Genomic DNA, 14,198 nt, shown 5'->3' on the forward strand with positions numbered 1-14,198 from the left:
ATTAGTTACTGGGATCGCCTTAGCAGATAGACATCCATGATCCAGCCATTGCGCTCTCTCGCTTCATTGCGGGCGACCTCAATGTGTTCGGCAATCTCACCCAGCTTGCCGGTCAATAGGATCTCTTTGTCTGTTCCTACGTAAGCGCCCCAATATATGTCGGATTCGGCATCGGGAAAGTCCTTGAAGGAACAACTCCCATCCAGCATGACCACGATGTTCTCCGCGGAATTAAACTGACCATCCGCCAGGCGCCGGCCCGTCGTAACGACTACGGACTCCCCGATCCCGTTCAGCACGATCTTATGAGCCGCCGCGAGAGCCTGAACGCTGGTGATGCCAGGAATCACCTCGTAATCGAAGCTGATGTTACCCCGAGCAATCATCCGGTCGAAGACCCGAATCGTGCTGTCGTACAGCATAGGATCGCCCCAAACGAGAACCGCTCCACACTCTTCTTCTCCTACATTTGCCGCGATAGCTTCTTCATAGAGAACTGCCCGTCTCTCATGCCACTCCTCGACGCGGGAGGTATAAGAAGGCGTCGCCGGATCCCGCACTGGGTCCGCGATCTCTACCGTCCTGTAAGAGGGATCGTCGATATATCTCTCGCAGATCTCCTTTCGAAGCCGAACCAGATCGTCCTTGCTCTCTCCCTTATTGAGCAGGAAGAATACATCGGCTTTGTTCATTGCCTTGATCGCCTGCACTGTAACGTGCTCAGGATTTCCAGCACCTATCCCAATGATGTATAGCTTCCTCATCTCGATATCCTTAGTCTCTCCAATGTAGTCGAAGTACATCATCCAGTGCAGTTATAGCCTCTTCTACTGACGCGACACTCGACAAAGTGTGCTTCGCTGGCCGATTTATCATCACCACCGGAATGCCAAGCAACCGCGCCGCTTCTATCTTGGTGTAAGTCGCCGCCCCACCGCTATTTTTAGAAACGACAAAGTCGATAGAATGATCCCGAAGCAACTGTAACTCTCTCTCTAGATCGAAGGGCCCACGCTGCAAGACAATCTTATGATGCAATGGCAATCGTTCCGCCGGAGCGTCGATAGCGCGTATGAGATACCAGGCATCTTTGCAATCAGAGAAGATATGAAGCTCCTGCCGGCCGATCGAAAGAAACACTCTGGCCTCCGCCTTATCCACGAATTGAGCAGCACTCAAGACATCAGGAACGTCATGCCAGATATCTTTCTCCGACTTCGTCCAGGCTGGCCGAAGCAGCCCGACAAACGGCAATCCCAAGCGGCTACAAGCGATCTCTGCGTTCCTGCTGATACGGGCGGCAAACGGGTGAGTCGCATCGATCACCACCGCGATCTTCTCCTTCTCTAAGTAGGAGAGCAGCCCATCCAGCCCACCGAAGCCACCAATCCTGACAAGTCCGTCAGGCAGCCGAGGCTGGCCCACGCGCCCGGCGAGCGACGATATTGTAACTAAGTCCGATCGGGCTGCCAGGCGGGCGGCGAGTTCAATTCCCTCCGTGGTCCCGCCCAGAACTAATACTCGTGGCACTTGAAGTAACACTTCGCAAAGTCCATCCCGATTCAAGATTGCTTACTCTCATCGTCCCGCTCCCTGGACGACGAGTAGAGATAGCTCTCCCCAAACCCTACCTTACCAAGAGATCTTCCCACCAGAATAAGTGCGTTACGGTCCACGCCCGAAGCTGTGACGATCTCCTGAATGGTCGATAGCGTGCCTCGCAATATCTGCTCATCCGGCCAGCTCGCTCGAAAGACAACGATCACTGGACAGTCCGCACCGTACAACGGCAGAAGCTGTGAGGTGACCAAATCGAGGTTCATGATGGAGAGATGAATCGCCATCGTCGCACCCGATTGACCCAGGGTCGCCAGGTCTTCCCCCTTGGGCATCGGAGTCGATCGCGTTGAAGTCCGCGTCAGGATGATGGTCTGTGCAACCTCGGGAAGTGTAAGCTCCTGGCTCAGAGCCGCCGCTGCCGCAGCAAACGCCGGAACCCCCGGCGTCACGTCATACGGAATCCCCAGCACGGAGAGGCGGCGAATCTGCTCCGCCATGGTGCTCCAGATCGAGAGATCCCCGGAGTGAATCCGAGCTACATCCAGTCCCTCCGCGTGGGCCTTCTCTATCTCTGCGATGATCTGATCCAGATTCATCTCAGCGGAGTCGATCAGACGAGCGCCCTCCGGTGCGTGCGCGATCACTTCCTTCGGCACAAGGGATCCCGCATAGAGACAGACTTGCGAACGCTGAATCAGGTCGCGTCCTCGCAGCGTCAGCAAGTCCGCGGCTCCCGGCCCAGCGCCGATGAAGTGAACCGTCATGGAAGCACCGCCACGGCGCAGGTACAGAAAGATCCTATCCGTCGCGGGATCAGAAGACGCGCCTCAGGTCCGAGCGCCGCCAAGGCAGAGGCCTCCGCAACACTGGAGGTCCCGACTCTCTCAAGGGCTTTCGCGGAAGGATTCTCGACTCCAGAGACCTGCGCAAGCGTGCTCGCCGGAAACAACATCAGCCTGAGCCCAAGCGCCTTCGCCACCTGCTCCCCGATACCGGCGCAGCGGTCGAGGGTGGCGAGGATGCCGTCAGGAGCTACCTCGGTAACGCAACTCTCAACAAGGCGAATGACATCCTCCCCGGTTGCACGGGACGAACAACCGATCCCGATTGAAATCTCCTGAGTCATGGCTTACGCACCGTCCACTGTGTGATTGGCATCAGATGCCGCCAGCCGAAAGAGTCGCCGATCGAATCGGCTCGAGCCACAAGAATTCTCACTAGCTCTCCTCCATAGATCTTATGCAGCGATGCCAACGTTGCTTCGCTCTCCACGGTGACCGCATTCGCGACGAGTCGCCCGCCCCCGCAAAGCCTATCCCAACAAGCTTGAAACATGCCGTCGTTCCCGAGTCCACCACCGATGAAGATTGCATTCGGACGATCCAGGCCTTCAAAGGTAGAAGGTGCCGAACCTAGTCTTACCTGCAACGACGCCACGCCCAGACGCTTGGCGTTCCTAAGGATTCTATCTGCCCGCTCGGCCCGTTCTTCAAAAGCAACGCAGGAGCAGGAAGGATGAACCCGCATCCATTCGATACCGATCGTTCCCGTCCCGGCTCCGACATCCCAAAGTCTCTCCCCCGGCAAAGGGGCGAGCCGAGCCAGCGTGGCAGCACGAACCTCACGTTTCGTCAGCTGCCCATCGGTCTCGAAGGCATCATCCGGCAATCCGGGCACAAGGGACAGCGTCTCAGCACCAGCATCTGCAAGGCAGGTCACGGCAACCAGATTGAGGTTGCTGCACCTTGGATTCGACCACGACGCGGCGAATCCATCGCTACGACGCTCGGATGCACCGCCAAGATCTTCGAGGACACTCATGGAGCTGGAGCTGTATCCGCATTGCGTCAGAGCCTGAGCGATCGCCGCCGGCGTACTCCCATCTTCGGAGTAGAGAATGAGCCTTTGCCCAGGAGAGACGAACCGGTACAACTGCTCTATCGGACGATTGACCAGTGAGATAAGGCACACCTCGGCCACCGGCCAACCCAGCCGAGCACAAGCAAGCGAGAGAGCCGAGACCTGCGGAATAACATGGAACTCTTTCGAATCCAGATGTCGCGTGAGAGTGACACCCACTCCATAGAGCATCGGATCTCCACTCGCCAGCACCGCAACGCTTCTCTGCCCTCGATGCTGGGTAAGAATCTCCTGGATCGCTGGCGCCATGGGAGACGGCCATGGAATCTTCGTGCCCCGGCACGCCGGTACATAAGCGAGATGGCGCGTACCGCCAAAGAGCAACTCCGCGGACTCCACTGCAAGTCTCGCGTCCGCGCTAAGCCCCTCCCAGCCGTCTTCGCCAATCCCAACAACGGACAGCCACCGACCGCCGCGGGCTCCTTGCGCCACTTCCAGATCGTGTGAGGTATCTATCTCGAAGCTCCATAACTTCGTGGGGTGTACATAATCTTGCGATCGTTCGACAAAGAAAGACTGCGGGTCGTCGAGGACCCAATCAGAACGACCGTCTGCATATCGACCATCGTCGGATCAAGCGCCTCAAGATCCGTGAAGACAATCCTCTCACCGGACCGCCCCACACTGCGGGCTAGGACAACGGGAGTCTTGGGGTCTCGATAGGTGGCGAGGATGGCCTGGGCCTCTGCAAGCTGCCACTTGCGTTCAGAGGAGACAGGATTGTAGATAGCGAGTGCGAAGTCGGCGGAGGCCACCGCGTGCAATCGCTTCACAATAACCTCCCAGGGCTTCAGCCTGTCCGACAAGGACAGAACGCAGAAGTCGTGCCCCAGCGGCGCTCCCACTCTCGAAGCCGCGGCTTGCATCGCCGATAGACCGGGAACGATACGGATATCGAGCGAACGCCACGCCGCGGGCCCATCTTCGACGGACTCCAGCACCGCCGACGCCATCGCGAAGATGCCCGGGTCGCCCGACGAAACCACGCAGACGCGCCGTCCCGCCTCTGCGAGCGAGAGTGCATGGCGAGCCCTCTCCGCCTCGACCTTGTTATCCGATCCATGGCGCTGTTGACCCGACCTCGTAGGAACGCGGTCGAGATACGGCTGATAGCCAACCAGATCGGTAGCCTCAGCCAGGGCCTTCTTAGCCTCCGGCGTAAGCCACTCGGAGGCGCCGGGGCCCAATCCCACGACGGACAGGTGCCCGGTATAAATCCCATTCACTTCGCAGGGATCGGGACGTGTATCCGGCACAAGGATGAGTGAAAAATAAGGAACCGTGGAGGGATCGACATCGTCCAGTGGAATCATGCGTTCCGCAGTCATCGTCGCCCGTTCGATGTAGAGCGCCTTATCGGCGACACCTGCCCGGGAGAGCGCGTTCCTCACCTTCGTAAAGTTGCGGCCCAGCTTCATAATCGCAAAGGCGCTGGACTGATTGAGCCGAGCCGTGAGATCGTCTTCGGAAAGAGTCGCAGGAAGCACCGTAAGCTCCGAGTCTCTCCGGACGAGCGGCGTTCCAAGCCTCGCTGAGGCAGCCATGACAGAAGGAATCCCAGGAATAACCTCGGTCAAAAACCGATGCGCAAGCCTGTCGTGCAGATACATGTAAGAGCCGTAGAAGAAGGGGTCTCCTTCACAAAGAATCGCGACATCGCGGCCACAGTTGAGGTGAACCGATATCTGTTCCGCCATGTCGTCATAGAACTCCGAGATAGCAGCCTCATAGCCTCCCGGATGATCGGTCGTCTCCGTCGTGATCGGATACACCATGGCCAGCTCGATCTGATCGTTCACCAACTCGGAGCTCAGAATAGAGCGTGCATTACTCAGCCCATGCTTCGCCGTGGGATAGGCGATCACCTGCACCTGCCGAATCACTCGCAGAGCCTTCAGAGTGACCAGCTCCGGATCTCCAGGCCCCAGTCCAACACCAAACAGACGTCCCACCTTCGCGCTTCCGTTCATTCTTCCTCACTTGCAAGCGCGTTCACAGCCGCCGCGGCGATAGCGCTTCCGCCACGCCGTCCCTGGATCGTCAGATAGGGAAGATTGAGGCCACTCGCCTCCAGCGCCGCCTTCGACTCCGCAGCGCCCACAAACCCCACCGGCACTCCAATAATGAGAGCCGGACGAGGCGCTCCCTCCTCCACCATATCGAGCAGATGAAACAGAGCGGTAGGCGCATTGCCGATCGCCACAACAGAGCCGCCCATCTTGTCGCGCCACAGCTCCAAAGCCGCCGCGCTACGAGTCGTCTGAAGCTTAGCCGCAAGCTCAGCAGTCTGGGAATCGCGCAGTGTGCAGATCACCTCGTTCTCCGCCGGAAGCCGCGATCGTGTAACCCCGTTCGCCACCATTCCCGCATCGCAAAGAATGGGCGCACCCTCGCGCAGCGCACGAATGCCAGCCTCAGCGGCCCCGCTCGATGCCGAGACATACTGCGTAAGATCCGTCATGCCGCACGCATGAATCATCCGAACCACAACCCGCGCGAGCTCCGGCGGAAACGAAGACAAGTCCGCCTCCGCCCGAATGATTGCAAACGACTCGCGATAGATCTCCGCGGCATCCTTCTTGTAACTCGTCTTCATGAATAAGCCTCAGGATCCAACCGCGCATGATGGGCAACGATTGCCTCTATCGCAGAGTTGGACGAACAAACAGAAGGAACAGTGACTCCCTCAATCTTCACGCTATACCCCAACTCCGTCGCGACCAGCTCGACAGTCGCACCCTTCCTCATGGCGCATTGCTTCTCACATCCGGAGATATTGACCGTCCACCCCGGCCTCGCATCGCGCCCAGCCAAAGAACTAGCCAAAGAATCAGCCAGCCTCACCGCATCGCCGCGAACATCAGCCAGGGATGCCTCACACCCCGTATTCCCTGCACAAGCAGAGAGTCCGCGATATCCATCGCGTCCATCATCCGGCAGACCGACAGCCCGCAGCGAACTCACAACCCCATCGGCGGCCCCTCTGGGAATAGCCCCAAGAACTACTCCCCGCCAAGGCGCAAGTCGAAGATCCCCACTCCACTCCTTCGCCAAACCAGCCATCAGGTGAGCCTGTCCCGCCGTAATTCGACCCAGAGGAACAGACGGAACCACGGAGACAAACTCACTCCCCGCCATCGCCTGCACCCCCAAAGGCGCCTCTAAAAAAGCTCTGCCATCCTCCGAACCAACGCAAGGCACAAGCAGAGCGGACAACCCCTCCAACACCCTCTCCACCGCACCCGGACTAGCCAGAAGAGCTCGCGCCCTCACCGGAATCTCAAGCTCCTTACAAACCCGCAAACACATCCTCGCGGCTTCGAGCATACAGTCAACCACTCGATCAGCCCCCACACCGAAGCCCGACGAGACACCCCCAATAGAGAGCCGAAAGACAATCCCGTCGCCCACCTTAACCGCCCGCAGAGAGACATCATCCGTCTCGCGGCTAAACCACCGCCCCCCGCCGTCTATCCCGAAGCTGAACTTGGGATGCAGATCCATAAACACCGGATCAGCCAGAAACCGCTCGTCGAGCTCCCGAACCAGCGGCCGAGTGTCCACCAACTCCTCAGCATCCAAACCAGCCAGCGGGCTGGTCATAATATTGCGCACACGATCATGCCCCGGCGAAGGAAGAAGACCCGCAGTTCTGAGCCCTTGAACGACCGGCGATAAAGCCTCATCACGAATCGCTCGCAGTTGAATATTGGCCCGGGAGGTAATCTCGATCTGCCCATCGGAGTACGCACTGGAAAGACGGGCAATCGCACACAGTTCCTCCGCGGAGATCAACCCGCCAGGCACCCGAATGCGGAGCAGCAGACCGTCCTTTGCAGGAACCGCATGGAGGATGCCGGGGCAGAAATTGTCTCCAACTCTCATCTTGCATCTCTCGATCACAACGGTCGCGCGAGGAAGAAAACCACCGGATCATCGTGAAAGACGCAGCAATCGCGACGCCCGGAGCCAATTGCCTTCAACCTCTGCAGATGAGCCGGGAAACGCAGCATCAGACACAAGCCGCAATCACCCAACCTTCCCCTCGGAGGCGTGTGGAATTATGCCCGGTACGGACATGGCTCACGGCAGGTCTTCGGAATTTGCAGGCTCCCTACTCGCTCCAGCTTCCCAGTTCATCGCGAACCAGTGCCCTATCGGAGCTTTCGTTCCTGATTACCGCTGCGGGGCAGCTCCGGATCCTCCCCGGATTCCCTTTTTCAGTCTGTTTCGCAAAAAGCAGACACCGAAAGCAGTTCCAGTATAGGTCAGATAAATACTGATATCAACGACGCATCGCCACAAGGCAGCCGTCAGCCGCATAACTCCGTCCGGCGATTCAAACATTCCAGCCCGGCGATCAAACCGCCAAATGGTCGGGAATAACCTCCGGCATCAAGTGTTTCGGCCTACGAAAAAGAAGCAAAGATAGAAGCACGCCTGGACACCGGCACCGAAATGTCGCCAATCATCGAAGTCCAGAAAGGCACCCTAAAAGGCCCAGCGAGAACTCCTAGGTTTATGCACCCCTTTAGTAAGAAATTCTCCAGCAGCCTTGCCTTAAAGAAAGCGATAATTAGCCCACCTTTCTACCGCTGTAACATTCTTTTCATACTCCATTCATTCTTCCAAGATCGGTACGGTCTACGCTTCGAATTATGTCAGCAAAACTACTCTCCCAAGTGCTCCGTACTCTCCTGTGCGTGGTAGCCGCCTTCACCGGCACCGCAGCCTTTGCACAATTCGATACCGGTTCCTTCGTCGGAACCGTGCACGACTCCTCTGGCGCAGCCGTCAAGGGAGCGAACGTCACTGTCACCAATACCGCAACCGGAATCGTCTCCACCACCACCACCAACGAAAATGGCAACTACGAAGTCCCCTCCCTGCGCGTCGGCTCCTATAAGATCTCCGCCACCTCCACTGGCTTCGCCGAGTCCGTCGCCGATAACGTCGCCATCTCTGTAGGCGTCCGCCAGCGCATCGACCTCACTCTCAAGGTCGGCTCTCAGACCACCGTCGAAGTCTCCGGCGTCGCCATCCAGATCGAGGCAGACTCCAGCCAGCGTGGCCAGACCATCACCCAATACCAGAGCGCAGCCCTCCCCCTCGTCACCCGCAACTACTCCGACCTCCTCGGCCTCGTCACCGGCTCCCGCCAGGCCCCCACCGCCGCGACCACGACTTCCATCAACTCCCTCGTCCGCGCCGGCGCCTACAACATCAACGGCCAGCGCAGCGTCTTCAACAACTTCCTCCTCGACGGTATGGACAACAACGCCTACGGCGAAAGCAACCAGGGCTTCGACAACCAGATCATCGCCGTTCCGCCCGACTCCGTCGCCCAGTTCCAGATCGTCACCAACAACGAGAGCGCCGAATACGGCCGCTCCTCCGGCGCAACCATCAACACCTCCTCCGCCAGCGGAACCAACCGTTACCACGCCACCCTCTACGAGTTCATCCGCAACACATCCCTCAACGCCACCGGCTTCTTCAAGCCCACCACCGGCACAACACCCTTCAAGAAGCCTACGTTCAACCGGAACCAGTTCGGTGGCAACTTCGGCGGTCCCATCATCAAGGACAAGCTCTTCTTCTTCCTCGACTACGAAGGATTCCGGCAGGTCCTCAAGCCTCTCAGCGTCCTCACCCTACCCACCCTGAACGAACTCAATGGGAACCTGGTCGTCCCGGTAAGGAATCCCACGACAGGACAGGTCTACGCTCAAAACACCCCTATTCCAGCAGCCGCGATCAATCCGAAGTCGCAACAGATCATCAACTTCTTCAAACAGATTCCAGGTTTACCCCAAAACGGTCCGGTCTCTAATGGTGGAGCCGCTTCAAACGACTTCGCCGTCCAGGTCCCCTTCACCGACAACTCCGACAAGGGCGACCTCCGTTTCGACTATCAGCAGAACCCCAGCAGCTCTTGGTTCCTCCGCATCAGCGACCGCAAAGAGACCGGTATCAACTTCCCGGCGATTCCCATCCCGCTCGACGGACAGACCAACGGAAGAATCCAGGTCCTCGACCAGCAGATCGCCCTCGGACACACTCATCTCTTCGGTTCGAATAAGGTCCTCGACGCCCGTCTCGGCCTCTCTCGCACCAAGGCTGGCAAGTTCAGCCTCTCCATCGGCGACAACTCCATCACCTTCCCCGGACTCCCCACCGACCCGACTGTATCCGGCGGTCTTCCCAGCACCAGCATCTCAGGCGGATTCACCTCCTTTGGCCGCCAGTCGACCAACCCGCAATGGCAGAACCCCGGTCTCGTCGACCCCAAGGTCAACTTCACCTGGATCAAGGGTCGCCACTCGATGAAGTTCGGCTACGAATACGAGAAGATCTGGATGGCCGTCAACGACAACAACCCACTCTACGGCTCCTTCAGCTTCGCGGGTGGCTTTAGCGTCTGCCCCGCCGGCACCCCAATCCCCGGCTCAACCACCACCTGCACCGGCGCTGCTGCAGTCGCCGACAACTACTGGGCCGACTTCCTGTTCGGCAACACCAACTCCTACTCCCTTGCCAACTTCTTCGTAGCCCACCTTCGCCAGAGCATCCAGAGCGTCTATGCCCAGGACGACTACAAGGTAAGCCCCAGCCTCACCCTGAACCTCGGCCTCCGCTGGGAGTACGGCTCACCCTACTCGGAGCAGAAGAACTTCATCTCCAACTTCGATCCCGCCAGCCAGACCGTCCTCACCATCACTCCCGGCGCAGTCGCAGGCAACGGCATCACCCCAGTCAGTGCTGGTGGCGTCTACGGTAAGACCTTGGTCAACCCCGACCTCAACGACTTCGCTCCACGCATAGGCTTCGCCTTCGCCGCCACACCCAAGACCGCGATTCGTGGCGGATACGGCGTCAGCTACGTCCACTACACCCGCGCCGGCTCTGGAAACATCCTGGCCATCAACGCTCCTCAAGCGCAGTTCGCTGCAGTAACCCAGATCGCTCCCACCCCCGCGTCGAAGTGCCCGACCTTGCCTGCTCAGATCATCCCCATCGGTGGCACCGCTCCCAGTTGCTTCGCCACCATCGATCAGGGCTTTCCTTCGGCCCTCGTCACCGCCTTCAACCCCGCCACCGACAACATCACCTACGTTCCCAAGAACAAGCGCGACAGCTACGTCCAGAGCTACTTCCTCAGCATCCAGCGGGAACTGATGAAGAACACACTCCTCGATATCGCCTACGTCGGCAACCGCGGAGCCAAGCTGGAAGGCTTCCTCAACGCCAACCAGAAGAACCCCAAGGTCATCACTAACGGTCAGTTCACTCGCCCCTTCGGAAACTGGCCCAGTGACATCACCGCCGCCATCAACGGCTTCGACTCGCACTACGACGCCCTGCAGGTTCGTTACGAGCAGCGCTTCGTTGGCGGGCTCACCCTGCTCAACTCCTTTAGCTGGTCGCACGCCCTCGATAACGCCAGCGCCTCACTCGAGGGCAACACCCCGTCACCGCAGGACGCAAACAACATCCGCGCCGACTACGGCCAGTCCGACTACAACCTGCCCATCGCCAACGTAACCAGCCTGGTCTACGAACTGCCCTTCGGTCGTGGTCGCCAGTTCCTCAACCACAGCGGATCGGCCCTCAACACCGTCGTAGGCGGCTGGCAGATCAGCGGCATCAACACCATGCAAGCTGGCACTCCCTTCAACATCACCTACAGCCCCAACTCCGCCAACGCCGTCTCTCCGCAGATCGCTTCCAGCTTCCGCGGAGCAAACCTGTACCGTCCAAACCGCGTCCCCGGCCAGCCAGTCGTACAAAAAAAGCAACTGTCGAGCGGCCTTATCCAATACATCAACCTCGCCGCCTTTAGCTTGCCGGGCACACGAGATCCGAATACCACCGCCCTGTTGAGCCCCTTCGGCAACACCTCACGCAACCCAGGCCGCAGCCCGGCCTTCTACGAGACCGACCTCGCACTCAACAAGAAGTTCAACACGCCGGTAGAGAGCCTCAAGGTCGAGTTCCGCACCGAAGCCTACAACCTCTTCAACCACACCAACCTGTTTCTCCCCTCCGGAGCTCTCAGCGGAACTCTGGGCGGAACCCCCACCAACGGCGGCACCGTCTCCAGCACCTTCCAACCCCGCATCTTCCAATTCGGACTCAAGATCCTCTACTAACAGAAGCACCCTTGTTACTGGCGGTCTGCTAAATGCAGACCGCCATTTTTTCTTCTGTCGTTGCTGTTCGGATTAGCGTAGGGCTTTAGCCCTACGAAAAAGAGCTCCAATCAAAAAGGGCTTTAGCCCTGGTCCTTCTTCTCCAGGCCACGACAAACCCTTTGCACTTGCCGCTCCCCGTTTACGGTCATCCCGAAGGCGTGAGGCGCCCACTACTTCGCCTTTCCTTACATGACACTCCTTACAAGGTGCTCTTGATCAGCCCATCAAAGAAGGTCGTCATCTCACCTTGTCAACCCCTCAGAATCTCCGTAAAACTCACAAACACATGAAAAATAACAAGATAATAAATAAAACAAAGTGGCACGTTAGTTATGGACCGCTTGATAAAATAAAACCAGCAACAAAAAGAAAAACCCCGTTCAAGCGGGGTTTCGCTCTTTAACAATCGAAATGCCGTAACTCCAGCCAGCAGACATATTTAGCCATAAGCCTTTTAGATGGAATATTTTGGCACAGCCCGCTCCGCGTATCCCATTGAAATAAATGCGCTTATTCGCAGGCAAGGGGGAGGGGGTGTCCTGACATGCCCAGGGGAAGAGCAAACAGGGACCGGGAAGCCTGCCAAATCGCTCCTCCACGCACAACACGCTACGATGGAAATCATGCTGCGTGTCCCATACTCTGACCTCCTCGCCGCCTTCGAGCGAGCCCTCCTGACCGCGGGCGTCGCCCCAGCCCGCGCCGAACTCTGCGCCCGCATCTTCGCCGAGACCACACGGGACGGCGTCTACAGCCACGGACTCAATCGCTTCGCCCGCTTCATCGCCGCGATCCGCAACGGCAGCATCCAGCCCAACGCCGAACCGGAGTGCACCGCCTCCTTCGGCGCGATCGAACGCTGGGACGGCCACATCGCGCCAGGCAACACCTCCGCCTACGCCTCCATGCTGCGCGCCGTCGAACTCGCCCGCCAGCACGGCTTAGGCTGCGTCGCCCTCGCCAACACCACCCACTGGATGCGCGGCGGAACCTACGGCTGGCTCGCCGCCGAGGCAGGACTCTTCTCCCTCTGCTGGACCAACACCCTCCCCAACCTGCCAGCCTGGGGAGCCTCGACCCCGACCCTCGGGAACAACCCCCTCGTCATCGGGATTCCAAGAGCCGAAGGCCACATCGTCCTCGACATGGCCATGTCCCAGTTCTCCTACGGAGCCCTCGCCACCTACAAAAAGCGCAACGAACCCCTCCCCGTCGACGGAGGCTTCGACGCCGAAGGCCAACCGACCCGCGACGCCGCCACCATCGAGGCCACCCAGCGCCTCCTGCCGGTCGGCTACTGGAAGGGCTCCGGTCTCGCCCTCGTCCTGGACATGCTTGCCGCCATGCTCTCCGGCGGAAAATCCACCCATCAGATTCCCAACGACACCGCCCGCGAATCCGGCATCTCCCAGGTCTTCCTCGCCATCGACCCCTCCAACTTCGCCTCCGCCTCCGAACTCACCCGGATCGCCGACAGCATCCTCGACGACCTCCACGCCGCCCCCCGCGCCGATCCCGCCAAACCCATCCGCTACCCCGGCGAGCAAACCCTCCAACTCCGCAAAGAAAACATGGAATTAGGCGTCCCGGTAGATCCGGCCCACTGGCAACAGCTCCAGACCCAGAACTTCTAGCAAGCTTCGCGCATCCAAACCCTAAGCTACGATTAGACAACAATGACGTTGACCGAAAAATCCGAACTGCTTCACCAGACCCTTCGCGGCCTCGGCTCCGTGCTCGTCGCGTACTCTGGTGGAACCGATTCGGCCTTCCTCGCCTTCGCAGCCCACCAAACGCTCGGCGACAACATGCTCGCCGTCATCGCCGACTCACCCTCTCTTCCCCGCGCAGAGCTCGCCGCCGCGCTCGCCTTCACCACCCAACACGGAATTCCAACCCAGATCCTCCAAACCAGCGAGCTCGATCGCCCCGACTACATCCGCAACGACAGCCAACGCTGCTTCCACTGCAAGGACGAGCTCTTCACCCACATGGAGCAAGCCCGCGCCGAACGCGGCTTCCAGCACCTCGCCTACGGCATGAACCTCGACGATCGCGGCGACTTCCGCCCTGGCCAGCAAGCCGCCGCGCTCCACCGCGCCGTCGCGCCCCTCGTCACCGCCCAACTCACCAAGCCCGAGATCCGCACCCTCGCCCGCCAAGCTGGCCTCGCCCTCGCCGACAAGCCAGCCAGCGCCTGCCTCTCCTCCCGCATCGAGTACGGACGAGCCGTCACACGCGAGAACCTCGCCCAGGTAGAACAAGCCGAAGAAGCCCTTCACGCCCTCGGTTTCCCCCAGGTCCGCGTCCGCCATCACGGCGACCTCGCCCGCATCGAGGTCGCTCGCGCCGACCTCGCCCGCGCTCTTTCACTCCCCGTCCTCGACAGCATCACCGCCGCGCTCAAACCTCTCGGATTCCTCTACATCACCTTGGACACGCAAGGCTACCGCTCCGGCTCGATGAACGAAGTCCTGCTGGACATCGCACCTGCTCCAGTCCTCACCGCGAAAGAAGATTAGC

Annotated in this window: 11 protein-coding genes and 1 riboswitch; of the genes, 3 read left to right on the forward strand and 8 right to left on the reverse strand. The window is 59.3% G+C overall.

The window, feature by feature from the left end; all coding sequences use genetic code 11:
- Positions 1-5: 5 nt before the first annotated feature.
- Genes cobF through cobG form a run of 8 tightly spaced genes read right to left on the reverse strand, consistent with a single transcriptional unit; the run spans position 6 to position 7,365 of the window.
- On the reverse strand, positions 6-764 hold the full coding sequence (cobF, locus tag HB393_RS21755; protein WP_213807313.1) for a precorrin-6A synthase (deacetylating): 759 nt from the start codon (positions 762-764) through the stop codon (positions 6-8).
- A gap of 10 nt (positions 765-774) precedes the next feature.
- On the reverse strand, positions 775-1,566 hold the full coding sequence (locus HB393_RS21760) for a cobalt-precorrin-6A reductase (protein WP_213807314.1): 792 nt from the start codon (positions 1,564-1,566) through the stop codon (positions 775-777).
- Positions 1,563-2,324 carry a precorrin-4 C(11)-methyltransferase gene (gene cobM / locus HB393_RS21765; RefSeq protein ID WP_213807315.1) on the reverse strand — a complete coding sequence of 254 codons (762 nt, stop codon included), beginning with the start codon at positions 2,322-2,324 and terminating at the stop codon, positions 1,563-1,565. The genes HB393_RS21760 and cobM overlap by 4 nt, the downstream gene beginning before the upstream one ends.
- The gene (locus HB393_RS21770) at positions 2,321-2,686 is read right to left on the reverse strand and encodes a cobalamin biosynthesis protein (protein ID WP_213807316.1); all 366 of its coding nucleotides are present in this window, start codon (positions 2,684-2,686) and stop codon (positions 2,321-2,323) included. Before HB393_RS21770 ends, cobM begins: the two co-directional genes overlap by 4 nt.
- Positions 2,683-3,912, reverse strand: coding sequence for a precorrin-6y C5,15-methyltransferase (decarboxylating) subunit CbiE (gene cbiE / locus HB393_RS21775; protein ID WP_213807317.1), 1,230 nt, complete (start codon positions 3,910-3,912; stop codon positions 2,683-2,685). The genes HB393_RS21770 and cbiE overlap by 4 nt, the downstream gene beginning before the upstream one ends.
- A gap of 20 nt (positions 3,913-3,932) precedes the next feature.
- Positions 3,933-5,450 (reverse strand): precorrin-2 C(20)-methyltransferase, encoded by a 1,518-nt coding sequence (locus HB393_RS21780; protein WP_213807318.1) that lies wholly within the window; start codon positions 5,448-5,450, stop codon positions 3,933-3,935.
- Positions 5,447-6,076 carry a precorrin-8X methylmutase gene (locus tag HB393_RS21785; protein ID WP_213807319.1) on the reverse strand — a complete coding sequence of 210 codons (630 nt, stop codon included), beginning with the start codon at positions 6,074-6,076 and terminating at the stop codon, positions 5,447-5,449. The genes HB393_RS21780 and HB393_RS21785 overlap by 4 nt, the downstream gene beginning before the upstream one ends.
- A complete protein-coding gene (cobG, locus tag HB393_RS21790; RefSeq protein WP_213807320.1) occupies positions 6,073-7,365 on the reverse strand; it encodes a precorrin-3B synthase in 1,293 nt (430 codons plus the stop codon). Before cobG ends, HB393_RS21785 begins: the two co-directional genes overlap by 4 nt.
- A 184-nt stretch (positions 7,366-7,549) precedes the next feature.
- Positions 7,550-7,746: riboswitch (cobalamin riboswitch) on the reverse strand.
- A 416-nt stretch (positions 7,747-8,162) separates the two neighbouring features.
- Between cobG and HB393_RS21795 the strand changes: the two genes are divergently transcribed.
- From HB393_RS21795 to larE, 3 genes are all read left to right on the forward strand, one after another.
- Positions 8,163-11,633, forward strand: coding sequence for a TonB-dependent receptor (locus tag HB393_RS21795; RefSeq protein WP_345945369.1), 3,471 nt, complete (start codon positions 8,163-8,165; stop codon positions 11,631-11,633).
- 665 nt (positions 11,634-12,298) lie between these two features.
- Positions 12,299-13,309, forward strand: coding sequence for a 3-dehydro-L-gulonate 2-dehydrogenase (gene yiaK / locus HB393_RS21800; RefSeq protein WP_213807322.1), 1,011 nt, complete (start codon positions 12,299-12,301; stop codon positions 13,307-13,309).
- A gap of 42 nt (positions 13,310-13,351) precedes the next feature.
- Positions 13,352-14,197: an ATP-dependent sacrificial sulfur transferase LarE gene (gene larE, locus HB393_RS21805; protein WP_213807323.1), complete on the forward strand. Its 846-nt coding sequence runs from the start codon at positions 13,352-13,354 to the stop codon at positions 14,195-14,197.
- Position 14,198: the final 1 nt, after the last annotated feature.

The sequence above is a fragment of the Granulicella sp. dw_53 genome (assembly GCF_018449545.1).
In the GTDB taxonomy this organism is placed as follows: Bacteria; Acidobacteriota; Terriglobia; order Terriglobales; family Acidobacteriaceae; genus Edaphobacter.